This window comes from Enterobacter sp. WI-ESBL-E8 (assembly GCF_053364895.1).
The window spans coordinates 4793078-4819383 of the sequence record NZ_JBRWXJ010000001.1 but is presented as its reverse complement, the minus strand read 5'-3'; the positions used below and the strand labels follow the sequence as shown (position 1 = coordinate 4819383).

The 26306-nt window shown below is 55.4% G+C and carries 21 protein-coding genes and 4 tRNA genes; 18 read left to right on the top strand and 7 right to left on the bottom strand.

The window, feature by feature from the left end:
• Positions 1-33: 33 nt before the first annotated feature.
• A complete protein-coding gene (rep, locus tag ACWHWP_RS22990; RefSeq protein ID WP_264440326.1) occupies positions 34-2058 on the top strand; it encodes a DNA helicase Rep in 2025 nt (674 codons plus the stop codon).
• A gap of 57 nt (positions 2059-2115) precedes the next feature.
• Here rep and gppA read toward each other — a convergent pair whose 3' ends face one another.
• Together gppA and rhlB are read right to left on the bottom strand one after the other, a co-directional pair.
• On the bottom strand, positions 2116-3600 hold the full coding sequence (gene gppA, locus ACWHWP_RS22985) for a guanosine-5'-triphosphate,3'-diphosphate diphosphatase (RefSeq protein WP_447856518.1): 1485 nt from the start codon (positions 3598-3600) through the stop codon (positions 2116-2118).
• A 6-nt stretch (positions 3601-3606) separates the two neighbouring features.
• The gene (gene rhlB / locus ACWHWP_RS22980) at positions 3607-4875 is read right to left on the bottom strand and encodes an ATP-dependent RNA helicase RhlB (RefSeq protein WP_047345477.1); all 1269 of its coding nucleotides are present in this window, start codon (positions 4873-4875) and stop codon (positions 3607-3609) included.
• Between the two features lie 144 nt (positions 4876-5019).
• Between rhlB and trxA the strand changes: the two genes are divergently transcribed.
• From trxA to ACWHWP_RS22895, 17 genes are all read left to right on the top strand, one after another.
• Positions 5020-5349 (top strand): thioredoxin TrxA, encoded by a 330-nt coding sequence (gene trxA / locus ACWHWP_RS22975; protein ID WP_006179218.1) that lies wholly within the window; start codon positions 5020-5022, stop codon positions 5347-5349.
• Positions 5350-5694: 345 nt separating this feature from the next.
• Complete coding sequence (gene rho / locus ACWHWP_RS22970; protein WP_001054528.1) at positions 5695-6954, top strand: transcription termination factor Rho; 1260 nt, start codon at positions 5695-5697, stop codon at positions 6952-6954.
• Between the two features lie 242 nt (positions 6955-7196).
• Entirely contained in the window at positions 7197-8300 is a 1104-nt protein-coding gene (gene wecA, locus ACWHWP_RS22965) for a UDP-N-acetylglucosamine--undecaprenyl-phosphate N-acetylglucosaminephosphotransferase (protein WP_047345476.1), read from the top strand.
• A gap of 13 nt (positions 8301-8313) precedes the next feature.
• The gene (wzzE, locus tag ACWHWP_RS22960) at positions 8314-9360 is read left to right on the top strand and encodes an ECA polysaccharide chain length modulation protein (protein WP_047345475.1); all 1047 of its coding nucleotides are present in this window, start codon (positions 8314-8316) and stop codon (positions 9358-9360) included.
• Between the two features lie 56 nt (positions 9361-9416).
• On the top strand, positions 9417-10547 hold the full coding sequence (gene wecB / locus ACWHWP_RS22955) for a non-hydrolyzing UDP-N-acetylglucosamine 2-epimerase (RefSeq protein WP_447856515.1): 1131 nt from the start codon (positions 9417-9419) through the stop codon (positions 10545-10547).
• On the top strand, positions 10544-11806 hold the full coding sequence (gene wecC / locus ACWHWP_RS22950; protein ID WP_447856513.1) for a UDP-N-acetyl-D-mannosamine dehydrogenase: 1263 nt from the start codon (positions 10544-10546) through the stop codon (positions 11804-11806). The genes wecB and wecC overlap by 4 nt, the downstream gene beginning before the upstream one ends.
• Complete coding sequence (gene rffC / locus ACWHWP_RS22945; protein WP_447856511.1) at positions 11803-12480, top strand: dTDP-4-amino-4,6-dideoxy-D-galactose acyltransferase; 678 nt, start codon at positions 11803-11805, stop codon at positions 12478-12480. The genes wecC and rffC overlap by 4 nt, the downstream gene beginning before the upstream one ends.
• Before the next feature lie 4 nt (positions 12481-12484).
• On the top strand, positions 12485-13615 hold the full coding sequence (gene rffA, locus ACWHWP_RS22940) for a dTDP-4-amino-4,6-dideoxygalactose transaminase (RefSeq protein WP_059311522.1): 1131 nt from the start codon (positions 12485-12487) through the stop codon (positions 13613-13615).
• 1 nt (position 13616) lies between these two features.
• The gene (gene wzxE / locus ACWHWP_RS22935; protein WP_059311523.1) at positions 13617-14867 is read left to right on the top strand and encodes a lipid III flippase WzxE; all 1251 of its coding nucleotides are present in this window, start codon (positions 13617-13619) and stop codon (positions 14865-14867) included.
• The gene (locus ACWHWP_RS22930) at positions 14864-15946 is read left to right on the top strand and encodes a TDP-N-acetylfucosamine:lipid II N-acetylfucosaminyltransferase (protein ID WP_059311524.1); all 1083 of its coding nucleotides are present in this window, start codon (positions 14864-14866) and stop codon (positions 15944-15946) included. The genes wzxE and ACWHWP_RS22930 overlap by 4 nt, the downstream gene beginning before the upstream one ends.
• The gene (wzyE, locus tag ACWHWP_RS22925; protein WP_047345468.1) at positions 15943-17295 is read left to right on the top strand and encodes an ECA oligosaccharide polymerase; all 1353 of its coding nucleotides are present in this window, start codon (positions 15943-15945) and stop codon (positions 17293-17295) included. Before ACWHWP_RS22930 ends, wzyE begins: the two co-directional genes overlap by 4 nt.
• A 12-nt stretch (positions 17296-17307) precedes the next feature.
• Positions 17308-18048, top strand: a complete 741-nt coding sequence (gene wecG, locus ACWHWP_RS22920; RefSeq protein ID WP_059311526.1) for a lipopolysaccharide N-acetylmannosaminouronosyltransferase — start codon at positions 17308-17310, stop codon at positions 18046-18048.
• Between the two features lie 197 nt (positions 18049-18245).
• Positions 18246-19631 (top strand): bifunctional threonine/serine APC transporter ThrP, encoded by a 1386-nt coding sequence (gene thrP / locus ACWHWP_RS22915; protein WP_059311527.1) that lies wholly within the window; start codon positions 18246-18248, stop codon positions 19629-19631.
• 102 nt (positions 19632-19733) lie between these two features.
• Positions 19734-19810, top strand: a tRNA-Arg gene (locus tag ACWHWP_RS22910).
• A gap of 64 nt (positions 19811-19874) precedes the next feature.
• A tRNA-His gene (locus ACWHWP_RS22905) sits at positions 19875-19950 on the top strand.
• 22 nt (positions 19951-19972) lie between these two features.
• Positions 19973-20058: transfer RNA gene (locus ACWHWP_RS22900), tRNA-Leu, on the top strand.
• A gap of 46 nt (positions 20059-20104) precedes the next feature.
• Positions 20105-20181, top strand: a tRNA-Pro gene (locus tag ACWHWP_RS22895).
• A 507-nt stretch (positions 20182-20688) separates the two neighbouring features.
• On the opposite strand, the gene ACWHWP_RS22890 is transcribed toward ACWHWP_RS22895, so the two are convergent.
• The 5 genes from ACWHWP_RS22890 to hemC all read right to left on the bottom strand — a co-directional run bounded on the left by ACWHWP_RS22890 (position 20689) and on the right by hemC (position 26176).
• Positions 20689-21900: an MFS transporter gene (locus ACWHWP_RS22890; protein WP_447856508.1), complete on the bottom strand. Its 1212-nt coding sequence runs from the start codon at positions 21898-21900 to the stop codon at positions 20689-20691.
• 172 nt (positions 21901-22072) lie between these two features.
• Entirely contained in the window at positions 22073-23272 is a 1200-nt protein-coding gene (gene hemY, locus ACWHWP_RS22885; RefSeq protein ID WP_447856506.1) for a protoheme IX biogenesis protein HemY, read from the bottom strand.
• Between the two features lie 2 nt (positions 23273-23274).
• Positions 23275-24477, bottom strand: coding sequence for a uroporphyrinogen-III C-methyltransferase (hemX, locus tag ACWHWP_RS22880; RefSeq protein ID WP_447856504.1), 1203 nt, complete (start codon positions 24475-24477; stop codon positions 23275-23277).
• 20 nt (positions 24478-24497) lie between these two features.
• The gene (gene hemD, locus ACWHWP_RS22875) at positions 24498-25238 is read right to left on the bottom strand and encodes a uroporphyrinogen-III synthase (protein WP_059311531.1); all 741 of its coding nucleotides are present in this window, start codon (positions 25236-25238) and stop codon (positions 24498-24500) included.
• Positions 25235-26176: a hydroxymethylbilane synthase gene (hemC, locus tag ACWHWP_RS22870; RefSeq protein ID WP_059311532.1), complete on the bottom strand. Its 942-nt coding sequence runs from the start codon at positions 26174-26176 to the stop codon at positions 25235-25237. Before hemC ends, hemD begins: the two co-directional genes overlap by 4 nt.
• Positions 26177-26306: the final 130 nt, after the last annotated feature.

The following is a 26306-nucleotide window of genomic DNA, read 5'->3' as shown; positions in this document are numbered from 1 at the left end:
CCACACCCCGTTCGAAGATTGAGCAACATTCCCATGCGTTTAAACCCTGGACAACAACAAGCGGTCGAATTCGTTACTGGACCATGCCTGGTGCTGGCAGGGGCCGGTTCGGGTAAAACCCGCGTAATCACCAACAAAATTGCGCACCTGATCCGCGGCTGTGGCTATCAGGCCCGGCACATTGCGGCAGTGACCTTTACCAATAAAGCGGCGCGTGAGATGAAAGAGCGTGTCGGCCAGACGCTGGGGCGTAAAGAGGCGCGCGGCCTGATGATCTCAACTTTCCACACGCTGGGGCTGGATATTATCAAACGCGAATATGCGGCCCTGGGAATGAAGTCCAACTTCTCGCTCTTCGATGACACCGACCAGGTGGCGCTGCTCAAAGAGCTCACCGAGGGACTGATCGAAGACGATAAGGTGCTATTGCAGCAGCTGATCTCGACGATCTCCAACTGGAAAAACGATCTGATGACGCCGGCCCAGGCCGCGGCGATCGCCAAAGGCGAACGGGATCGGATCTTCGCCCACTGCTATGGTCTGTACGATGCGCATATGAAAGCGTGTAACGTGCTGGACTTTGACGACCTGATCCTGCTGCCCACGCTGCTGCTGCAGCGCAATGAAGAGGTGCGCGAGCGCTGGCAGAATAAAATCCGCTACCTGCTGGTGGATGAATATCAGGATACCAACACCAGCCAGTACGAGCTGGTGAAGCTGCTGGTGGGGCAGCGCGCGCGTTTCACCGTGGTTGGCGATGACGACCAGTCAATTTACTCCTGGCGCGGCGCGCGCCCGCAAAACCTGGTACTGCTGAGCAAAGATTTTCCGGCGCTGCAGGTGATTAAGCTCGAGCAGAACTACCGCTCATCGGGGCGCATCCTGAAGGCGGCAAATATCCTGATCGCCAACAACCCGCACGTGTTTGAGAAGCGCCTGTTCTCCGAGCTGGGTTACGGGACGGAGCTGAAAGTCCTCAGCGCCAACAATGAAGAGCATGAAGCGGAGCGCGTCACGGGCGAACTTATTGCTCACCACTTCGTCAATAAAACCGAATATAAGGATTACGCGATCCTCTATCGCGGTAATCACCAGTCGCGCGTCTTTGAAAAGATGCTGATGCAGAACCGCATTCCGTACAAAATTTCCGGCGGCACCTCGTTCTTCTCTCGGCCTGAAATCAAAGACCTGCTGGCCTATCTGCGCGTACTCACTAACCCGGACGACGACAGCGCGTTTCTGCGCATTGTGAATACGCCAAAACGTGAGATTGGCCCGGCGACGCTGCAAAAGCTCGGGGAATGGGCAATGACGCGTAACAAAAGCTTGTTCACCGCCAGCTTCGACATGGGGCTGAGCCAGACCTTAAGCGGACGCGGATATGATTCGTTAACGCGATTCACCCACTGGCTTGGCGAAGTGCAGCGGCTGGCAGAGCGCGAACCGATTGCCGCCGTACGGGATCTGATCCACGGCATCGACTACGAGTCGTGGCTATACGAAACCTCGGCCAGCCCTAAAGCGGCTGAGATGCGCATGAAAAACGTTAACCAGCTCTTTAGCTGGATGACTGAAATGCTGGAAGGTTCTGAAATCGACGAGCCCATGACCCTGACGCAGGTGGTCACCCGCTTTACCCTGCGCGATATGATGGAGCGCGGCGAGAGCGAAGAAGAGGCCGATCAGGTTCAGCTGATGACGCTGCATGCGTCCAAAGGTCTGGAATTCCCGTATGTGTATCTGGTCGGCATGGAAGAGGGATTATTACCGCACCAGAGCAGCATTGATGAAGACAACGTCGACGAGGAGCGCCGTCTGGCCTATGTGGGGATCACCCGGGCGCAGAAAGAGCTGACGTTCACGCTGTGTAAAGAGCGCCGTCAGTACGGTGAACTGGTGCGCCCGGAGCCGAGCCGTTTCCTGCTGGAACTGCCGCAGGATGACCTGATCTGGGAACAGGAGCGCAAAGTGATTACCGCTGAAGAGCGTATGCACAAGGGGCAGGCTAACGTGGCGAATATTCGCGCCATGCTGGCAAAAGCCAAAGAGAAAGGATAAGTCCGGAGGGACTTGTAGGCCGGGTAAGCGCAGCGCCACCCGGCATTTTTCACTATCTTACTTTACTTCTAACACCCAGTGCACATAGCTTTGCCACTGGCACTCCTGCTCGATCATCTCTGCCCCAAGCGGGTGATGTTCAATCCAGTGTTCCGGCAGCGTCAGAGACAGTTTTTCGTCATCGGCAACCAGGCTGATAGCAGGGAGCAAATCATCGCGACGACGGCTGGCAAACAGGATGGCCAGGCGCAGCAGGCGGCACATGTGCTCGGCCACGCGCGGCGGTACGGCGTTTTGCTGATGCAAAGAGGAGAGATCAACGGCATTGGTCTGGTTCAGCAGCAGCGTTGCCAGCAATTTTTTCTGCGCGGGCGTATAGCCCGGTAAATCAAGATTACGCACCAGATACGCTGCGTGAGCAGGGGCCTGCTTAAAATCTATGCTTAATCCCACTTCGTGTAGCGCACAGGCGCTCAGCAACAAATCGCGGCTCAGATGGTCGAGATTCCAGACGTTAGCGACCTGATCGGCGAAGCGTGACGCCAGCTGCGCCACGCGTCCGGCCTGCTCGATATCAACCAGAAAGCGGCGCTGCACGTTGCGCAGGGTGCGGCTGCGAATGTCTTGATCGACCGACAGATGCAACATCCCATAGACCAGGCCTTCGCGCAGCGCGCCGCCAGCCAGCGTCATACAGGTAATGTTGAGCTCGGTGAAAATCGCAATCAGAATGGCCAGCCCGCTCGGGAAGACCAGCGCGCGTTCAAGCGTCAGACCTTCAATTTCAAGCTCTTCCAGCCGTCCGCACTGAATGGCGCGCTGTTTAAGCTGCTGAAGTTTGGCAAGCGTAATCCGCTCGTCCATTCCCTGCGCCATCATGATTTCCTGCAGGGCCTGCACGGTCCCCGACGCGCCCACGCAGACTTTCCAGCCGTGATAGCGCAGTTCATCCATGACGGGACGTAACACCTCGCGCGCGGCATTTTCTGCCTCGTCGAAGTTCTCTTTACCCAGATTTCGGTCAGCAAAGTAGCGCTCAAGCCAGGTCACGCAGCCCATCGAGAGGCTGAATAGCGACGTCGCCTGCGCGCCGGTGCCGGTAACCAGTTCTGTGCTGGCACCGCCGATATCCACGACCAGGCGGCGATCGTCACCCCCCGTGGTGTGCGCCACGCCCTGATAAATCAGGCGAGCTTCTTCTTCACCGCTGATAACCTGAACCGGACAGCCCAGAATTTCCTGCGCTCTGGCAATGAAATCTACGGCGTTGACCGCCAGTCGGAGCGTCGCGGTGGCGACGACGGTGATTTGGGCATGAGGGATATCCTGCAGACGCTCAGCAAAGAGTCGCAGGCACTGCCAGCCACGTTCCATGGCTTCAGGTGAGAGGTAATTGTCGCTGCTCAGGCCCGCCGCGAGGCGGACCTTGCGCTTAATGCGCGTCAGCGTTTGTATGCTTCCTGCCACCTCGCGCACAACCAGCATATGAAAACTATTCGAACCGAGATCGATTGCTGCATAAAGCGAGGTGGAGCTGAGCATATTTTCTTAACCTGAACGACGACGATTACGCGGTGCGCCGCCTGAACGACGCGGACCATTGCCGGAGCGTGGGCGGGTAAGACGCTTAGGCGGCGGCAGTTCGCTTAACAGCGCTTCCGGGTTGTATTTGCTCTGCGGAATAGAGTGACCGATGTAAGTCTCAATGGCTGGAAGATTCAGCGCATACTCTTCACACGCAAGGCTAATAGAGTGACCGCTTGCGCCCGCACGACCGGTACGACCGATACGGTGTACATAGTCTTCGCAGTCGTCTGGCAGGTCATAGTTAAACACATGCGTCACGGCTGGAATGTGCAAACCACGTGCTGCCACGTCGGTTGCGACCAGAATATCGAGATCGCCACGGGTGAACTCTTCGAGAATACGCAGGCGTTTTTTCTGCGCCACGTCGCCGGTCAACAGGCCAACACGGTGACCGTCTGCAGCCAGATGGCCCCAGATGTCTTCACAACGGTGTTTGGTGTTTGCGAAGATAATGGCGCGGTCTGGCCACTCTTCTTCAATCAGCGTTTGCAGCAGACGCATTTTCTCTTCATTAGAAGGATAGAAGAGCTCTTCTTTAATGCGGTGACCCGTTTTCTGCTCAGGTTCCACTTCTACATATTCGGCGTTGTTCATCTGTTCGAACGCCAGTTCGCGAACGCGGTACGAGAGGGTTGCAGAGAACAGCATATTCAGACGCTGATTAGCCGGAGGCATACGGCGGAACAGCCAGCGGATGTCTTTAATGAAGCCCAGATCGTACATGCGGTCAGCTTCATCAAGCACCACAACCTGGATTGCGCCGAGGTTAATGTGGTTCTGTTTGGCGTAATCAATAAGACGGCCGGTGGTACCGATCAGGATATCCACACCGCTTTCCAGCACTTTCAGCTGCTTATCGTAGCCATCGCCGCCATAGGCCAGGCCAAGCTTCAGGCCGGTAGCCTGCGCCAGGGGTTCAGCGTCTGCGTGGATCTGTACCGCCAGTTCTCGCGTCGGGGCCATAATTAGCGCGCGCGGCTGGTTAACTTTGCGGTCTGCAATCGCTGGGTGAGAAAGTAAATAATGAAACGTTGACGTCAAAAACGCCATCGTTTTGCCGGTACCGGTTTGCGCCTGCCCGGCAACATCGCGACCGGCCAGCGTCAGCGGCAGCGCGAGGGCCTGAATGGGCGTGCAGTTATGAAACCCTTTATTTTCAAGGGCTTCGATTACCTTTGCGTGCAGGGCGAAGTCGGAAAACTTCTGTTCTGTTAAATGTGTTTTGCTCATAGTGTGGTAGAATATCAGCTTACTATTGCTTTACGAAAGCGTATCCGGTGAAATAAAGTCAACCTTTAGTTGGTTAATGCGACATCAACACGTCGTTGGTGGAGACAAAACCAACGTACCAGGCTTATTCCTGTGGAGTTATATATGAGCGATAAAATTATTCACCTGACTGACGACAGTTTTGACACGGACGTACTTAAGGCTGACGGGCTGATCCTCGTCGATTTCTGGGCTGAATGGTGTGGTCCTTGCAAAATGATCGCCCCGATTCTGGATGAGATCGCCGACGAATATCAGGGCAAACTGACCGTTGCCAAGCTGAACATCGACCAGAACCCGGGCACCGCGCCAAAATACGGTATCCGCGGCATCCCGACCCTGCTGCTGTTCAAAAACGGCGAAGTGGCGGCGACCAAAGTGGGCGCGCTGTCCAAAGGTCAACTGAAAGAGTTCCTGGACGCTAACCTGGCGTAAGGTTTCTCCGCTGTGCGTCCAGAGCATCTGGCTAAATGATGTGGAACTCTGGACGCCCGGCTGAAGTCGTGCTAAGTTAGCTATGACTTCGTTTTAAACATATCTTGTTGTTTGAATCTTGTTTTACCCGATACTTCCCGTTGTTGACATAAACAGTGCGTGAAGTGGCTAAATTCCGGGCTTGTCACTCAATCCGTCTTGTCGTTTCAGTTCTGCGTTCTTTCCCTGTGACCAGACAGCGAACAGACATGAGGTGATGGCCGCTAAACAGGCATGGATGACCCTGCCATACCATTCACAACATTAAGTTCGAGAATCACCCCGAGTTTAAGAACCCACACCATTATGAATCTTACCGAATTAAAGAATACGCCGGTTTCTGAGCTGATCACTCTCGGCGAAAATATGGGGCTGGAAAACCAGGCTCGTATGCGCAAGCAGGACATCATTTTCGCCATCCTGAAGCAGCACGCTAAGAGTGGCGAAGATATCTTTGGCGACGGTGTGCTGGAGATATTGCAAGACGGATTTGGTTTCCTCCGCTCTGCAGACAGCTCCTACCTCGCCGGCCCTGACGACATCTACGTATCCCCCAGCCAAATCCGCCGTTTCAACCTCCGCACTGGTGACACCATTTCAGGTAAGATTCGTCCTCCTAAAGAGGGTGAACGCTACTTTGCGCTGTTGAAAGTTAACGAAGTTAACTACGACAAACCGGAAAATTCGCGCAATAAGATCCTGTTCGAGAACTTGACGCCACTGCACGCAAACTCTCGTCTGCGCATGGAGCGTGGTAACGGTTCTACCGAAGACTTAACCGCTCGCGTTCTGGATCTGGCTTCTCCAATTGGTCGTGGTCAGCGTGGTCTGATTGTAGCGCCGCCAAAAGCGGGTAAAACCATGCTGCTGCAGAACATTGCGCAGAGCATCGCCTACAACCACCCAGACTGCGTGCTGATGGTGCTGCTGATTGACGAACGTCCGGAAGAAGTGACCGAGATGCAGCGTCTGGTTAAAGGTGAAGTTGTCGCTTCTACCTTTGATGAACCGGCATCACGCCACGTTCAGGTAGCAGAAATGGTTATCGAGAAGGCAAAACGCCTGGTTGAGCACAAGAAAGACGTGATCATCCTGCTCGACTCCATTACGCGTCTGGCGCGTGCCTACAACACCGTTGTCCCGGCTTCTGGTAAAGTGCTGACCGGTGGTGTGGATGCTAACGCCCTGCATCGTCCGAAACGCTTCTTCGGTGCGGCACGTAACGTGGAAGAGGGCGGCAGCCTGACCATCATCGCGACGGCGCTGATCGATACCGGTTCCAAAATGGACGAAGTCATTTACGAAGAGTTTAAAGGTACAGGCAACATGGAACTGCATCTCTCTCGTAAAATTGCTGAGAAACGCGTCTTCCCGGCAATCGACTACAACCGTTCCGGTACCCGTAAAGAAGAGCTGCTCACCACACAGGAAGAGCTGCAGAAAATGTGGATCCTGCGCAAAATCATCCATCCAATGGGTGAAATTGACGCGATGGAGTTCCTCATTAACAAACTGGCGATGACCAAAACAAACGACGATTTCTTCGACATGATGAAACGCTCGTAACGCAAATAAAGCCAGTGAACGCCACGTTTTTACGTGGCGTTTTTCTTTTATGGACTATACGCTAGTACCACCTACTCCCAATTTTGACCGGTCGGTGCGACAATAGGGTCGTTTATACAGTCAAAGAAATAATTGATTGAAAAATATACAAAGGGAGTTGTGAGAAGCCACCTTTATTACTTCTGAGGCGGTGGCTTCATGGTTATACTTCCGGGACTAACATTTGTTGAGAGCAATCCATTGTGAATCTACTCACCGTTGTGACTGAGCTAATCAGTATTTTTTTATTCACAACCTGTTTTTTGTTCATCGCGCGCAAGGTGGCAAAACGAATAGGGCTGGTGGATAAACCTAATTTTCGTAAACGTCATCAGGGACTTATTCCTCTGGTTGGAGGGATTTCTGTTTACGCTGGTATCTGTTTCACGTTTGGTATTGCGGATTATTATATCCCACACGCAGCCCTTTATCTTGCCTGTGCGGGTGTCCTCGTACTCGTAGGGGCACTTGATGACCGATTCGATATCGCGGTAAAAATACGCGCCACCGTTCAGGCGGCAATTGGCGTAGTGATGATGCTTGTGGGCGGCCTGTATCTGAGAAGCCTGGGCTATGTGTTTGGTCCCTGGGAGTTAGTCCTGGGGCCATTTGGCTTCTTCCTGACGCTCTTTGCCGTCTGGGCGGCAATCAATGCTTTCAACATGGTGGACGGTATTGACGGCCTGCTTGGTGGATTGTCTTCCGTCTCGTTCGCCGCAATCGGCATTATTTTGTGGTTTGATGGTCAGTACAGCCTGGCAATGTGGTGTTTCGCCATGATTGCCGCGATCCTGCCTTATATCCTCTTAAACCTCGGTGCGCTGGGGCGTCGCTATAAAGTCTTCATGGGTGACGCGGGCAGTACGTTGATCGGTTTTACCGTGATCTGGATTTTGCTCGAAACCACACAGGGTAAAACTCACCCGATCAGTCCCGTCACAGCATTATGGATCATTGCCATTCCGTTAATGGATATGGTGGCGATTATGTATCGCCGTCTGCGAAAAGGGATGAGTCCTTTCTCTCCCGATCGTCAGCATATTCATCATCTCATCATGCGCGCGGGGTTCACTTCTCGTCAGGCGTTTGTTCTGATCACCCTGGCCGCTGCTATTCTCGCTGCTATTGGCGTCGCTGCAGAATATGCCCATTTTATTCCTGAATGGGTAATGTTGGTATTATTCTTGCTAGCATTTTTCCTGTACGGCTATTGCATTAAGCGCGCATGGAAAGTAGCGCGATTCATTAAACGTCTGAAACGCAGGATGCGTCGTAATAATGACAAAAATACAACATTAACTAAGTAAAACCGGGACTATGATGACTCAACCGTTGGCGGGAGCGAAATCAGTGGTAACTGAGAATGAACTGGATATTCGGGGTTTGTTTCGCGTGTTATGGGCAGGCAAACTTTGGATTGCGGGGATCGCGCTTGGGTTTGCACTGTTAGCGCTGGCCTACACCTTCTTTGCAAAACAGGAATGGAGTGCCACGGCAATTACAGACCGACCAACGGTTAACATGCTAGGCGGGTTTTATTCCCAGCAGCAGTTCCTGCGTAATCTGGATATCAAGGCGAATCTGGCGACCCCCGATCAGGCTTCCGTTATGGATGAAGCCTATAAAGAATTTGTGATGCAACTGGCCTCCTGGGACACGCGTCGCGACTTCTGGTCCCAGACGGATTATTACAAGCAACGCATGGTGGGTAACAGCAAGGTTGATGCCGCGCTGTTGGACGATCTGATTAACAATATTCAGTTTATGCCGGGCGATGCGTTGCGTAACGTGAATGACAGCGTCAAGCTAATTGCAGAAACCGCGCCGGATGCCAACAACCTGTTGCGCCAGTATGTTGCGTTTGCCAGCCAGCGTGCCGCAAGCCATCTTAACGAAGAGCTTAAGGGGGCCTGGGCAGCCCGTACCATCCAGATGAAAGCGCAGGTAAAACGCCAGGAAGAGGTAGCGAAAGCTATTTTCGCTCGCCGTGTACACAATATTGAGCAGGCGCTGAAAATCGCGGAACAGCACAATATTTCCCGCAGCGAGACGGATGTTCCGGCAGATGAGCTACCTGACTCTGAAATGTTCCTTCTTGGGCGCCCTATGCTGCAGGCACGTCTGGAAAATCTTCAGGCCGTTGGCCCCGATTTTGACCTCGACTACGATCAAAACCGCGCCATGCTCACTACCCTGAATGTTGGCCCAACGATGGACCCGCGTTTTCAGACCTATCGTTATTTGCGAACGCCTGAAGAGCCTGTAAAACGCGATAGTCCGCGTCGTGCATTCCTGATGATTATGTGGGGGATTGTAGGCGCACTGACGGGCGCTGGCGTGGCGTTAACGCGTCGTCGCACAAACTAAGAACGCCGTCTACGATGAAGGCTACGGCCTTCCTCGCCTAATCGAAGAGAATCGATGTGAAAGTACTTACCGTATTTGGCACCAGGCCGGAGGCCATTAAGATGGCACCTCTGGTTCATGCGCTGGCCAGCGATCCTGATATTGAAGCGAAAGTGTGCGTCACTGCCCAACACCGTGAGATGCTCGATCAGGTCTTAACGCTCTTTTCCATCGTCCCGGACTACGATCTTAATATTATGAAGCCGGGGCAAGGGTTGACGGAGATCACCTGCCGCATTCTGCAAGAGCTCAAGCCGATCCTGGAGTCATTCAAGCCTGACGTGGTGCTGGTCCACGGCGATACCACCACCACCGTGGCGACAAGTCTGGCCGCGTTTTATCAGCGTATTCCCGTTGGACATGTTGAGGCGGGACTACGCACCGGTAACCTTTACTCGCCGTGGCCGGAAGAAGCCAACCGCACGCTCACCGGGCATCTGGCGATGTACCACTTTGCACCCACGGAAAACTCGCGTCAGAATCTGCTGCGTGAAAATATCGCCGATAACAAAATCTTTGTGACGGGCAATACGGTTATTGATGCGTTAATTTGGGTTCGTGACCGCGTTCTGGCAAATAGCTCCCTTCAGCAAGACCTCGCTGCCCGCTATCCATTCCTGCACAACGGCAAAAAAACCATCCTGGTCACTGGCCACCGTCGCGAAAGCTTTGGCCGGGGTTTTGAGCAAATCTGCCATGCGCTGGCTGAAATTGCCGCGCAGAATGAAGATGTGCAGATTGTCTATCCGGTGCATCTCAACCCTAACGTCAGCGAGCCGGTTAACCGCATTCTGGGCCATGTCGACAATGTTCTGCTGATTGAACCGCAGGACTACATGCCGTTTGTCTGGCTGATGAACCATGCCTGGCTGATCCTCACCGATTCCGGCGGAATTCAGGAAGAAGCGCCGTCCCTCGGTAAGCCGGTACTGGTGATGCGTGAAACGACCGAACGTCCGGAAGCCGTCAAAGCGGGAACCGTGCGCCTGGTCGGAACCAACACACAGTTGATTGTCGAAGAGGTCACGCGCCTCCTGCACGACGATGAAGCGTATCAGGTGATGAGCCGAGCCCATAATCCTTACGGAGACGGGCAGGCTTGTGGCCGTGTTTTGCATGCACTTAAAAACAATCGAGTATCGCTATGAGTTTTACTACCATCTCTGTCATTGGTCTTGGCTACATCGGCTTGCCCACCGCGGCGGCGTTTGCCTCTCGTCAAAAACAGGTTGTCGGTGTGGATATCAACGCCCGCGCGGTGGAAACCATTAACCGTGGCGAAATTCATATTGTGGAGCCCGATCTTGACCGTGTGGTGAAAGAGGCGGTGGAAGGAGGCTTCCTGCGTGCCAGCACGACGCCTGTTGAAGCAGATGCGTACCTGATTGCCGTTCCAACGCCCTTTAAAGGCGACCATGAGCCTGACATGGCCTTCGTCGAGGCGGCGGCGAAATCCATTGCACCTGTGCTGAAGAAAGGGGCGCTGGTGATTCTGGAGTCGACCTCTCCCGTCGGTGCCACCGAGCAGATGGCGCAGTGGCTGGCCGAAGCGCGCCCTGATTTACGCTTCCCGCAGCAGGCGGGCGGGCAGGCTGATATCAATATCGCCTACTGTCCGGAGCGCGTGCTGCCGGGCCAGGTTATGGTCGAGCTGATTAAAAACGACCGCGTCATTGGCGGCATGACGCCAGTCTGTTCCGAACGTGCCAGCGCGCTGTACAAGATTTTCCTCGAAGGCGAATGCGTGGTGACAAACTCCCGCACCGCTGAGATGTGCAAGCTGACGGAAAACAGCTTCCGCGACGTCAATATCGCCTTCGCGAATGAACTGTCACTGATCTGCGCCGATCAGGGGATTAACGTCTGGGAGCTGATCGGCCTGGCGAATCGCCATCCGCGTGTGAACATTCTCCAGCCAGGCCCGGGCGTGGGCGGGCACTGTATCGCCGTCGACCCGTGGTTTATCGTGGCGCAAAATCCGGCGCAGGCTCGTCTGATCCGCACCGCGCGTGAAGTGAACGACAGCAAACCTCACTGGGTGCTCAATCAGGTAAAAGCCACGTTAGCGGATTGTCTGGCGGAGAGCGGCAAGCGCGCCAGCGAGCTGAAAATTGCCTGCTTTGGTCTGGCATTTAAACCAAACATTGACGACCTGCGCGAAAGTCCTGCAATGGAAATTGCTGAGATGATTGCCGAGTGGCACAAGGGCGAAACGCTGGTGGTCGAGCCAAACATTCATGAACTGCCGGCAAAACTGGCGGGGCACTGCACGCTGACGGCGCTGAACGATGCGCTGGCGACGGCAGATGTGCTGGTGCTGCTGGTGGATCATAAAGAATTTAAAGCGACGTCCGGGGATGCCGTTCGTCAGCAGTATATTGTGGATACCAAAGGCGTCTGGCGTTGAACAGCCTGAATGGGGTACTCGAGTCCCTGCAGTGGGAGAGTGCCTTTTTCGGCCTGCCGTCGGCCATCGTGCGCCTGCGCGATGATGCGCCGGTACTGACTGAATCTGAGCTGACCGCCTGGCAACGGGTGCAGGTTAAGATCCCGGCGGACCGTGCTGACCTGCTCGATGCGCTCCAGCACCACGGTTTTCAGCTGGTTGAAGGCGAGATAGACCTTTCCATTACTATTACCCGGCACGATGCGTCCGGCGCGGAAATTGCAACGGAACAGGATATCCCCGTGCTCCGTCAGATGGCGGCTCAGGCATTTGCGCAGAGCCGCTTTCGCGCGCCCTGGTACGCACCTGACGATAGTGGACGTTTCTACGCCCAGTGGGTGGAAAATGCGGTTAAAGGCACGTTCGACCATGTCTGCCTGGTTTTTCGCGCTGCGGACGGTCAAATTCAGGGATTTGTCTCGCTGCGTAAGCTCAACGAGCGCGAGGCGCGTATTGGCTTATTAGCCGGGCGCGGTATGGGCGAGAAACTGATGCAGGCGGCGCTACACTGGGCGCAGCAGCAACAGCTTGTGACGCTGCGGGTGGCGACCCAGGTGGGCAACACCGCCGCGCTTAAACGTTATATTGCGAGTGGTGCCAACATCGACGCCACCGCCTACTGGTTATACAGGTGACAAGATGATTCCATTTAACGCACCACCCGTCGTCGGAACTGAACTGGACTATATGCAGTCTGCCATGGGCAGCGGCAAGCTCTGCGGTGACGGCGGTTTTACCCGTCGCTGTCAGCAGTGGATGGAGCAGCGTTTTCACAGTGCCAAAGTGCTGCTGACTCCGTCCTGTACGGCGTCGCTGGAAATGGCGGCCCTGCTGCTGGATATCCAGCCCGGCGATGAAGTGATTATGCCGAGCTATACCTTCGTCTCCACAGCGAATGCGTTTGTCCTGCGCGGGGCAAAAATCGTCTTTGTGGATATCCGCCCGGATACCATGAACATTGATGAGACGCTGATTGAAGCGGCGATCACCGACAAAACGCGAGCGATTGTACCGGTTCACTACGCGGGCGTGGCCTGTGAAATGGACGCCATCATGGCGATCGCCAAAAAACATAACCTGTTTGTGGTTGAAGATGCCGCGCAGGGTGTGATGTCCACCTACAAGGGACGCGCGCTGGGTACCATCGGCCATATCGGCTGCTTTAGCTTCCACGAAACCAAAAACTACACCGCGGGTGGAGAAGGCGGCGCGACGCTGATTAACGATCGCGCGCTGGTTGAACGTGCGGAAGTGATCCGCGAAAAAGGGACCAACCGCAGCCAGTTCTTCCGTGGCCAGGTAGATAAGTACACCTGGCGCGATATTGGCTCAAGCTATCTGATGGCGGACCTGCAGGCAGCGTACCTGTGGGCGCAGCTGGAAGCGGCGGAGCGTATCAACCTTCAGCGTCTTTCCCTGTGGCAAACGTATTACGATGCGCTTGAGCCTCTGGCAAAAGCCGGGCGTATTGAACTGCCAACCATCCCGGCAGACTGCGTCCATAATGCGCACATGTTCTACATCAAGCTGTGCGATAACGACGACCGCAGCCAGCTGATCGCCTGGCTGAAAGAAGCCGAAATTATGGCGGTGTTCCACTATATCCCGCTGCACTCCAGTCCGGCCGGAGAAGCGTTTGGCACGTTTGCGGGTGAAGATCGCTACACTACCAAAGAAAGTGAGCGTTTGCTTCGCCTGCCGCTGTTCTACAACCTCGCGCCAGTTAACCAGCGTACGGTGATCAATACCCTTCTGAGCTATTTCGGCTGATATGTCTCTGGCAAAAGCATCGGTGTGGACTGCCGCGTCCACACTTGTAAAAATTGGCGCCGGTCTGCTGGTCGTCAAGCTGTTGGCCGTCTCATTTGGCCCCTCCGGCGTGGGGCTGGCGGGTAATTTCCGCCAGCTTGTCACCGTCCTTGGCGTGCTGGCGGGTGCCGGTATCTTCAACGGCGTGACCAAATACGTTTCTCAGTACCGTGATGACGCGGCTCAGCTTCGCAGGGTGGTGGGCACCTCTTCGGCGATGGTCACGGGTTTTTCGACCCTGATGGCGATTGTCTTTCTTCTGGCGGCGGCCCCCATCAGCCAGGGCTTGTTCGGGCACACCCATTATCAGGGGCTGGTGCGTCTGGTTGCGTTGGTTCAGATGGGCATTGCCTGGGCTAACCTGCTGCTGGCGCTGATGAAAGGTTTTCGCGACGCGGCCGGGAACGCCCTTGCGTTAATCCTGGGCAGCGTCATCGGCATGATTGCCTACTACTTCTGCTATCGCCTCGGTGGCTATGAAGGCGCGCTGCTCGGCCTGGCGCTGGTACCGGCGCTGGTCGTTATTCCCGCGGCGCTGATGCTGATGCGTCGGGGCGTCATCCCGCTGAGCTACCTAAAACCGCAATGGGATAAGGTCCTTGCCAGCCAGCTGGGTAAATTTACCCTGATGGCGCTCATCACCTCCGTTACGCTGCCCGTGGCCTACGTGATGATGCGAAACCTGCTGGCGGCGCATTACAGCTGGGATGAAGTCGGGATCTGGCAGGGCGTAAGCAGCATTTCCGACGCCTACCTCCAGTTTATTACGGCTTCCTTTAGCGTTTATTTGCTGCCAACATTATCGCGTCTGACGTCCAGGCAGGATATTACCCGTGAGATTTTCCGATCGCTGCGCTTCGTGTTGCCAGCGGTTGCAGCTGCCAGCTTTACCGTCTGGTTATTGCGTGATGTCGCCATCTGGCTGCTGTTCTCGGCGAAGTTCACCGCCATGCGCGATCTGTTTGCCTGGCAGCTGGTTGGCGATGTGCTGAAAGTGGGTGCTTACGTTTTCGGCTATCTGGTGATTGCAAAAGCGTCCCTGCGGCTGTATATCCTGGCGGAAATTAGCCAGTTTGCATTGCTGACCTCGTTCTCGCACTGGCTGATACCCGCATACGGTGCGCTGGGGGCGGCTCAGGCCTACATGGCAACCTATATCGTTTATTTCGCTGCCTGTTGCGGCGTATTTTTATTGTGGCGTAAACGCGCATGACTGCACTGATTCACATCCTGGGATCGGATATCCCACACCATAACCAGACCGTTTTGCGGTTCTTCAACGACGAGCTGGCATCGGGTAATCCTGATGCGCGCGAGTTTATGGTTACAGGTCAGGATAAGGGCCTGAGCGCCGCATTTCCGGCGCTGAAGATGAGCTTCTGGCCGGATAAGGCCGCGCTGGCGAAGGCAGTTATTGCCAAAGCCAAAGCGGATCGTGACCAGCGATTTTTCTTCCACGGGCAGTTTAATACCGGCCTGTGGCTGGGACTCCTCAGCGGGGGGATCAAGCCTTCCCAGTGTAGCTGGCATATCTGGGGCGCCGATCTCTACGAAGTCTCCCGCGGCTGGAAATTCCGTCTTTTCTATCCGCTGCGCCGTATGGCACAGGGAAGGGTGGGCTGCGTTTTTGCTACCCGTGGCGATCTCAACTATTTTGCGAAGCAGCACCCAAACGTGCGCGGCGAACTACTCTATTTCCCGACCCGCATGGATCCGGCGCTGAACGCCATGGCGAATGACTCCACGGTGCGTGAAGGCAAGCTGACGATCCTGGTGGGGAACTCCGGCGATCGCAGTAACGAACATGTCGCGGCGCTCAGGGCGGTGCATCAGCAGTTTGGCGATACGGTAAACGTGGTGGTGCCGATGGGCTATCCCGCCAACAATGACGCCTACATTGATGAGGTTCGCCAGCAGGGGCTCGCCTTATTCAGCGCGGATAACTTGAATATTCTGCGGGATAAGCTGGAATTTGATGAATACCTTACGCTGCTGAGAAAATGCGACCTCGGCTATTTCATCTTTGCCCGTCAGCAGGGCATTGGCACACTGTGCCTGCTGATTCAGGCGGGGATCCCCTGCGTGCTCAACCGTGACAACCCGTTCTGGCAGGATATGGCCGAACAGCATCTTCCGGTGCTGTTCACTACCGATGTGCTCAATGAAGAGGTTGTTCGGGAAGCACAGCGGCAGCTGGCGCTGGTGGATAAAAACTCCATCGACTTCTTTAGCCCGAATTACCTCACGCCGTGGCACCGTGCGCTGCGTATCGCTGCAGGAGACAACGCATGAGCCAGTTGCAATTCAGCGGTTTGCTGGTCGTTTGGCTTCTGAGCGCCCTGTTTATCGCCACGCTCACCTGGTTTGAGTTCCGCCGCGTGCGTTTCAACTTTAACGTGTTCTTCTCGCTATTGTTTCTGCTGACGTTCTTTTTCGGTTTCCCGTTGACCAGCATTCTGGTCTTCCGTTTTGACGTGAGCGTCGCGCCGCCGGAAATTCTCCTCCAGGCGCTTCTGGCGGCGACCTGCTTCTATGCGGTGTACTACGTCACCTATAAAACGCGTCTGCGTTCAGCGCACGCCGACGCGCCGCGCCGGGCGCTTTTTACCATGAACCGGGTGGAGACCCATCTGACGTGGGTGATGCTGATGACGATTGCCCTGGTCAGTGTCGGCATCTTCTTCATGCATAACGGCTTCCTGCTTTTTAAGCTTCACTCCTACAGCCAGATTTTTTCTGCTGAAGTCTCGGGCGTGGCGCTTAAGCGGTTCTTCTACTTCTTCATCCCGGCGATGCTGGTGATCTTCTTCCTGCGCCAGGACAGCAAAGCGTGGCTCTTCTTCCTGGTCAGTACCGTCGCGTTTGGCATCCTGACCTACATGATTGTGGGCGGTACGCGCGCCAACATCATCATCGCCTTTGCCATCTTCCTGTTTATCGGCATCATCCGCGGCTGGATCTCGCTGTGGATGCTGGTTGCGGCAGGGGTGTTTGGCATTGTGGGGATGTTCTGGCTGGCGCTGAAGCGGTATGGAATGAACGTGGCGGGTGATGAGGCGTTTTACACGTTCCTCTACCTCACGCGCGATACGTTCTCGCCGTGGGAAAACCTGGCACTGCTGCTGCAAAACTACGACAAGATTGATTTCCAGGGGCTGGCGCCGATTGTTCGCGACTTCTACGTCTTTATCCCTTCCTGGCTATGGCCGGACCGGCCTGGCGTGGTGCTAAATACGGCGAACTACTTTACCTGGGAAGTGCTGAACAACCATTCCGGTCTGGCAATCTCGCCTACGCTTATCGGTTCACTGGTGGTGATGGGCGGGGCGTGGTTCATTCTGCCTGGAGCGGTTGCCGTGGGGTTGATCATAAAGTGGTTCGACTGGCTTTACCTGCGTGGCAACGAAGAGACCAACCGCTATAAAGCAGCCATTTTGCACAGCTTCTGCTTTGGTGCCATTTTCAATATGATCGTTCTGGCGCGCGAAGGACTGGACTCGTTCGTTTCGCGCGTGGTCTTCTTCATGGTGGTTTTCGGCCTCTGCCTGCTACTGGCCAAACTGTTGTACTGGCTGTTTGACAGCGCAGGGCTTGTGCACAAGCGCGAGCGGCAGGGCAGCACGACGCTGTCGCAAGTCTGAGTAAGGATAGTAATGACTGATAACATTTCTGCACCGCGCTATGCGCTACGTGGTCTGCAGCTTATTGGCTGGCGCAACATGCAGCACGCGCTGGATTTTCTGTTCGCCGACGGCCAGATGAAATCCGGCACGCTGGTCGCCATCAATGCGGAAAAGATGCTGGCCGTAGAAGATAACGCCGAAGTCAAAAGCCTGATCGGCGCGGCTGAATTCAAATACGCGGACGGGATCAGTGTGGTCCGCTCTCTCCGTAAAAAGTATCCTGACGCTAATGTTTCCCGCGTAGCGGGTGCCGATCTCTGGGAGCAGCTCATGGCTCGCGCAGGCGCGCAGGGCACGCCAGTGTTCCTGATTGGCGGGAAGCCGGAGATACTGGCCCAGACCGAGGAGAAACTTCGTCGTCAATGGAATGTTAATATTGTCGGCAGCCAGGATGGTTACTTCAAACCTGAAGAACGGCAGGCTCTGTTTGAGCGCGTTCGCGACAGCGGGGCGAAAATTGTCACCGTGGCGATGGGTTCCCCGCGCCAGGAGATCCTGATGCGTGACTGCCGTCAGGTTTGTCCGGACGCTCTCTACATGGGCGTCGGCGGCACGTACGACGTCTTTACCGGCCACGTTAAGCGCGCGCCGAAGGTTTGGCAAAATCTGGGGCTGGAGTGGCTGTACCGCCTGTTATCGCAACCGACGCGCCTTAAACGACAGATCCGACTGCTACGCTACCTCGCCTGGCATTACACCGGGAAAATGTAATCAAAATGTAGCGCGATATGCTATTCGCGCTGCAACTCGCCTGCAAAACTGCTGATAATCTGTGCAATGCATTCATTTTTTTAATGCATCGTTTGCCATTTGGCAGATTTTAAGAAACCATTCGCTCCGTATTTTAGTACCCCTAAAAAACAATACCCGGCCTTAAGCCGGGAAACCGCAAACACAATCGAGGATCTATGGCAGAGAAAAAACCGGAGCTACAGCGTGGGCTGGAAGCTCGTCATATAGAACTGATAGCGCTGGGCGGCACTATCGGCGTGGGCCTGTTTATGGGCTCGGCAAGCACGCTCAAATGGGCAGGCCCTTCCGTATTACTGGCGTACATTATTGCCGGGCTGTTTGTTTTCTTCATCATGCGCTCCATGGGCGAAATGCTCTTCCTGGAGCCGGTAACCGGCTCCTTTGCCGTTTACGCGCATCGCTATATGAGCCCGTTCTTCGGCTATCTGACGGCCTGGTCATACTGGTTCATGTGGATGGCGGTGGGCATCTCGGAGATCACCGCGATAGGGGTCTACGTTCAGTTCTGGTTCCCGGATATGGTCCAGTGGATACCCGCGCTGATTGCCGTGGGGCTGGTGGCCCTGGCAAACCTGGCTGCCGTGCGTCTTTACGGTGAAATCGAGTTCTGGTTCGCAATGATCAAAGTCACCACCATTATCGTGATGATTGTCGTCGGCCTGGGCGTGATTTTCTTCGGCTTTGGCAACGGTGGACACGCTATCGGCTTTGGCAACCTGACCGAAAACGGCGGCTTCTTCGCCGGCGGCTGGAAGGGCTTCCTGACGGCGTTGTGTATCGTTGTGGCCTCGTATCAGGGCGTAGAGCTGATCGGCATTACCGCCGGTGAAGCGAAAAACCCGCAGGTTACGCTGCGTAGCGCGGTGGGCAAAGTGCTGTGGCGTATCCTGATTTTCTACGTGGGCGCGATCTTCGTCATCGTGACTATCTTCCCGTGGAATGAAATTGGCACGACGGGTAGCCCGTTTGTATTAACCTTCGCCAAAATTGGCATCACGGCGGCGGCGGGTATCATCAACTTTGTGGTCCTGACGGCAGCGCTGTCAGGCTGTAACAGCGGGATGTACAGCTGCGGGCGGATGCTTTATGCACTTTCAAAGAATAACCAGCTGCCTTCGGCGATGAGTAAAGTCTCACGTGCAGGCGTGCCGGTGGCTGGTGTGGCGGTCTCCATTGCTATCCTGCTGGTTGGCTCCTGCCTGAATTACATCATCCCTAATCCGCAGCGCGTGTTCGTTTATGTCTATAGCGCCAGCGTACTGCCGGGCATGGTGCCGTGGTTTGTGATCCTCATCAGCCAGCTGCGTTTCCGTCATGCGCATAAAAAGGCGATTGAAAGCCATCCGTTCCGCTCCATTCTGTTCCCCTATGCGAACTATTTGACGATGGCGTTCCTGATTTGCGTATTAATCGGGATGTACTTTAATGAAGATACCCGCATGTCGCTGTTTGTCGGGGTGATCTTCCTGGCGGCCGTGACGGCTGCTTATAAGCTTTTTGGCCTGGGTCGCCGTGCCACCACGCAGAAAGTGGAGGAATAAGCGGCAAAATGTGCAAACCATAACCAAACGCGCATTTTTTTCAAAAAAGCACTAGACAGCGGGGACGGAGGTACGTAATATCCAGCCCCGCAACGGCGCTAAGCGCCCGTAGCTCAGCTGGATAGAGCGCTGCCCTCCGGAGGCAGAGGTCTCAGGTTCGAATCCTGTCGGGCGCACCATTAACCCGGTGCTGGAGCTGCGGTGGTCTGAGAAGTAGTCAGTACCGCGTGAAAGAATACAGTGGTGGCTATAGCTCAGTTGGTAGAGCCCTGGATTGTGATTCCAGTTGTCGTGGGTTCGAATCCCATTAGCCACCCCATTATTTGAAAGAGTTGTGAATTGCGAAGGTGGCGGAATTGGTAGACGCGCTAGCTTCAGGTGTTAGTGTCCTTTGGATGTGGGGGTTCGAGTCCCCCCCCTCGCACCACGACTTTTTAAATGTATTGAACTAAAAATTCAAAAAAGCAGTACATCGGCGAGTAGCGCAGCTTGGTAGCGCAACTGGTTTGGGACCAGTGGGTCGGAGGTTCGAATCCTCTCTCGCCGACCAATTTTGAACCCCGCTTCGGCGGGGTTTTTTGTTTTCTGCCACTTTTTCACACTTGTAGTCATTCCCCGACAGCGTCCTGTTTCATTGTCGCGATTCAGCGACATATAATTACTTGAAAATAAACATATTTATTATCCATGGGTTTTGCTGTCTCCTCCTGGCGACATATTTCTGCATTGACCGATATGTTGTAGCGATTAAGACGGCGCCCAACAGCATAATTTCCTTTTATCTTAAAATGTTGCGTCATGTAAAACTTCTGGATGTCATGTTGGCACGTTACGTGCAATAATATACGCGTAGATGCTCATTCCATCTCTTATGTTCGCCTTAGTGCCTCATAAACTCAGGAATGACGCAGAGCCATTTACGGTGCTTATCGTCCACTGACAGATGTCGCTTCGGCCTCATCAGACACCATGGACATAACGTTGAGTGAAGCACCAAATATGTTGTCTTACAGACCTGTTTTAACGCCTGCTTTTATAGCAGGCGTTTTTTTATGTCTTATTCCCGATACCCACGCATGATCAGGGCGACCAACAGCAGGGCGGCTGACGAGACCGTATAGAGCGCCAGCACTGAGCCAAGCCCAACTGCCACCATCGCTGTAATGCCGGTGAAAAGAGAGGCGCTGAGCGTTTGCCAGCGCCAGGCTTTACCGCTGGCCGACGCGGTTTGCGTGATATGAAAACTGCTCAGTACGCCAAACGTGCCGGCCGCGAAGAGAACGTTCGAGGCTAAGTGCGCGATAAAAACCATCCCCAGCGCACATGCCATCCACCCGGACAATAATGGCAGCATTCCATAAGCGGCCAGAAAGATACCGAGACAAACGATGATTCGCGGCGTGTGACCGGCAAAGCGCGTCAGGCTCTCTTTTTTTAGCAGCATGGGGCCGCAAAGTTGTCCCATGCTCCTTGCGAAAAGCAGAGGCAGAGCAAGGCCCGCCGCATCCTGAGGATGGAGCTGCTGCGCCAGAGCCGGAAGTAGCGCCATAGCCGGTGAGCCGACGGCCGCCAGCGCCGGCAGAATGAGCAGGCTGCGCTTTTGCCGAACGGTCAACGTCCGCCAGCGCAGTGGCGCGGGGGCTGCCTCTTCTCCGGGGAGCGGTAGCAATGGCGCAGAAAACCGGCGTCCAGCCAGCCACAGCAGCAACAGCGACCCGAGAAAGCTGGCGGCATCAATAGCCAGCAAGGTAAACACGGAGGTCTGCTTGAACAGCATCACGCCGAGTCCGGTACCCAATAACACCTGAGAAGCAAAAATCATATTTTCCAGACAGGTCGCAGCAGGCAGCTCTGCTTCGCTAAGTCCGCGCTTAAAGAGCATTGTCAGCGCGGGCCAGCTCATCCCGCTGAGCAGCGCTTCGGTGGATTGCACGGCGAGTAGCGAGGCAATGCTGTGATAACCCGCACCGAGAAGAGGGAAGAGCAGGGCGAGCAATCCCAGCCCCTCGGTCAGTATCAGCAGGGATAGCGGAGAATAGCGCGAGCACAGCTTTTCGCCGATCGCGCTGCCGATGAATCCCGGAACCGTAGCGAAAAGAAAAGCGAGGGTTAGCAGGGCGGGCGAGGCCGACCACGCTAACAGTAAACCAAATACCACGACCTGGGTTAAACCATTTCCCAGCGAAGAGAATATAAAAGCACAGGCAAGCAGGCGCAGCCAGCGGTGGCAGCGCAGCGCTTCAATAAGCGCATACAAAAGCGAGTTCATGAAGATTTCCTTTCAAAAACGATTTAATCCACGCTGCAGAAAGTGCGCGTGTGTGAAAAAAGGTTAATGAAAAGACATCGTTACATTGGCGGGTTCGTTTACAGATGTGGGTGTAAAGAATGTAGCAGGAGAAAGGCGATAAAAAAAGGAGGCCGTCTGGCCTCCTTTTTATTTATTGCGGGTTACCGTTATTTTGCAGCGTCAGCAACAGCCCATCGCGGCGCATGGCGGCTGCCTCTTCCGGCTTATGCTGCTTGTCCAGCGTATCGGCAAGCCACGCGTAGTCAAAGGCATCAGGACGCTGCTTCAGCGCCGCGCGGAAGGCGAGGCTCGCCTCCTGCCATTCACCGTGCTTCATCAGCGACTGACCGAGCGTGCTCCACAGCAGCGGGCGGTCGCCGACGGTTTTAATCTGCTGACGCAGCACTTTCTCGACTTGCTCAGGGTTGTTGGTTTTCAGGCGCGGGATCACCATCACCAGACGATCGTCGTACTGGCGCTTCAGGCCGTCGAGAAGGATCTCCTGTGCGGTGTCGTGATCGTCACATTCAATCAGATGTTCCGCCATCGCCACCTGCAGAGGGATCTGCTGGCGCGTTTTACGGCTCTGATTCTTCCACCACGTTTTCAGACCGTCGCTGCCCAGATCGGCGCGCGCCTGATCCATCAGGCCAATCCACGCCAGGCGCTGAAGCTCATCACGATGTTCATCATCACCGACCTCGGCCTTCGCCATCGACGGAATGATGTCCAGCAGCGAGCCCCACGCGCCGGTACGAATATAGGCCTGCTCGGCAAGACGCAGCACTTCCGGATGGCGTGGCGCGACTTCCAGCAGGCGGTCAATACCGTGGCGAGCCGCGTGATCTTCATTGCGCGCCAGCTGCAGACGAACGCGCGTAATTTCCACCGGAATCGGGTCGCCATGCGCCAGCTCTGCCGCCCGATCCAGGTGCTGATTGGCGCGGGCTTCGTCACCGCGCTGCTGCGCCGCTTCGGCAGCCAGCAGATAGTTCACCACCGGCTGTTCGGCATGATCGGCGTTTTTCGACATCAGCTTTTCAACCTGCTGATAGTCACCCTCTGCAAGCTTAAGCAGCGCCTGTTCGGTCTGTTTGCGGGCGCGGCGACGCTTGCGGCCAACGAACCAGCCGCGCGTATGGGCACCGGTGCGGAAAATACGACGCAGGATCCACTCGAGAGCAAACAGCACCACCACGCCGAGGATCAGAATGATCGCCAGACCCGTTACGCTGGTTTCAATGTTGTAGTTATCGGTCTGGATCAGGACGTAGCCCTGATGACCGGCAAGCATTGGCCCCAGGACGATCCCGGCGATCAGCAGGATAAAGAGTAAGAGGACTTTTAGCATCGTTACTCTCCCTGCGGCGCGCTTTCAGGCGCGGGTGCGGAAGCAGGAGCGGCTGCCGCTCCGCCCGTCTGCTCTGCCGGTACGCCCGGCTGCGCCAGAAGATTACGCACGCGCGTCTGCATCAGCTTCTCCAGAATCGGCTGGCTTTCCAGCTTATCCGGCACGTTCATGGTGATGTTCTGCTGGCTCAGTTTATCAATGTCTTCGAGGAAGGCGGTGGTCGTCGCATCATCGGTGTTGTAGTAAGCGCGTACCCACGTTGAGACGTTATCCAGCGCCTGCTTGTAGGTCTCTTCCTGATGACGCGGCACGGCCTGTGCCGCTACCAGCAGACGGGAACGAATGTTTTCCCGCAGATAGATATCCTGATTCGGCGCCAGCAGCGGTACGGCGGTTTCGTCGCGGCGGCGGATGGTGATAAAGCTGTCCATAAAGTTTTGCCAGCTTTTTTGCAGGTTCACGCGCCATTCGCTAAGGGAGGTGGAAAGCTCGGTGCCGTCGGAGTCCATCGGGGAGTCGTCGTCGTTATTATCCGCCAACTGCAGGTTATCAATCTGATTCGAAAGCTGGTTCACTTTAAGGATGATGCCGTCGTAGTCCACCTGTGAGACGGCGGAGAGGCTGGCGATGTCTTCGGTGATCGCACGACGTGCGGTGATGAGGCTTGGGTCGTTCATGTCTGCCAGGCTTGCATCAGCGCTTTTCAGCAGCGCGGCGGCAGTGGTGACGTCCTGATCGCTCCAGAGCTTGCGTCCGGCGAGCTTCACCAGAAAGTCAGCCTGCGAGAGCAGCCAGGTTTTGGCATCGGTGCCGGAAATCGTGGCGACTTTCTGCTGCACTTCGCCCAGCTGTTTGGTCAGTTCTTCCTGTTTGCTGTTCGCATCGGCAAGCGCGGTGGCCTGCTGTTTAATCACGGTTTCCAGCTCGGTTTTTTGCGTCTCCTGCGCTTTTTGCAGGGCAGTGAGCTGATTCACCAGCGCATCGCTGGTGGACGTCTGGTTAGCACCCTGTTGCTTCACCAAACCGTACAGGCCAACACCTGCTGCCAGCGCAATGGCGATGGCAATCGCGCTCAGCGTGAGGCTCGTTTTGTTGCTGCCGTTTTTCTTCTCAGCGGTTTTCTCAGTCGTCTCTGGCTGTGGCGTTGTCTCCACAGTCTCCCTGGTCTCTTCAACCACGGCGGAGGATTTATCGTGTTCCGTCATTATGGCTTCCCATTTGAGAGTTATTGTAATGCGCGCAGCAGCGCATCGTTGTCAGCGTTATCAGCGATCCGAATATCATGCCAGCCCAGCTCCCGGGCCTGGTTCGCCAGACGCTCACTGACGACCAGAAGCCGACAGTGGAGTAACCAGTTTTCACGATACCATTGCGGCACAAGTGACCAGAGCTGCTGGAGCATTTCACCGCTGGTCACGACCAGGGTCGTAATGCCGCGCGTATGCCAGCGCATCGCCTCTTCTGCACCGTCGTAATGTTTTGCACAACGCTGGTAGCACTCGCAGAACGTGACGTTAGCCCCGCGCTCGCGTAGCGTTTCACCCAACAGTTCGCGCCCGCCGTTACCGCGTAAAATCAGCGCACGTTTTCCGGCAATGGTTTGTAATTCAGGTAATTGTAGCAAGACTTCACTGATTTCCCGATCTAACGGGTAACGAACATCCGCGCCGCTTACGGTATGCAACGCCAGCGCCGTTGTACGGCCAATCGCGAAATAGCGCGGTGCGGTTGGCCAGGACAGCCCCTGCTGTTGCAGCTGCGCGTGGGCAAATTCCACGGCATGTTGCGACAGTGCAAACAGCAGGTCGCCTTCCTGAAGGGTATTCATCTGGTCGGCAAGCGCAGAGAGCTCCCGACCCGGGGAGAATTCAATGAGCGGAAAACTCCAGGCCACCTGCCCCAGTGCGCGCAGACGGCTCACTAACTGCTCTCCTGCGGGAGAAGGGCGGGTGACGAGAATACTCATGCAGGGGGTTCTCCATTATAAACGTCAGCCAGAATCTCGCGGGCACCGTTATCCAGTAACTCTTCTGCCAGCGAAACGCCAAGCTGTTCGGCATCTTGCGCTTTACCGCGACGCTCGCCGCGCACCATCTGCGAACCGTCCGGGGCACCCACCAGCGCGCGCAGCCACAGTTCGCCATTCGTCAATTCAGCATAGCTGCCAATCGGAACCTGGCATCCCCCTTCGAGGCGGGTATTCATAGCACGCTCGGCTTTAACGCGGGTAGCGGTCTCGTCATGGTTCAGCGGCGCCAGGAGTTCGCGGGTACGCGTATCGTCCAGACGGCACTCAATGCCAACGGCACCCTGGCCAACGGCCGGCAGCGACAGCTCTGGCGGTAACGCCACGCGAATGCGTTCCTCTAGCCCCAGACGTTTCAGGCCTGCAACAGCGAGAATAATGGCATCGTAATCGCCGTTATCCAGCTTGCCCAGACGCGTGCCGACGTTCCCGCGCAGCGAGCGAATGATCAGGTCAGGACGACGCTCCGCCAGCTGACACTGACGGCGTAAACTGGACGTGCCAACCACGCTACCCTCAGGCAGCGCATCGAGCGAGTCGTAGTGGTTAGAGACAAATGCGTCACGCGGATCTTCTCGCTCGCAGATGGTCACCAGCCCCAGCCCATCCGGGAACTCGACGGGCACGTCTTTCATCGAATGTACGGCGATATCGGCGCGGTTCTCAAGCAATGCCAGTTCCAGTTCTTTGACAAACAGGCCTTTACCGCCCACTTTCGCCAGCGGCGTATCCAGGATCACGTCACCGCGCGTGACCATTGGCACCAGTTCGACGCGCAATCCACTGTGGCAGGCTTCGAGGCGCTGCTTAACATAATGTGCCTGCCAGAGCGCGAGAGGGCTTTGGCGTGTGGCAATTCTCAAAACATTGTCTAACATGCTTGTTACCGTCATTATCAATCGCTAACCATCCTAACATTGTTGACTCTGGGATGGCAGTTTTACGGTTGATGAAGCGTGAGAGGGACAAGGCGGCGTATTCGTCGGCCATAGCCGTATTCAGGAATTT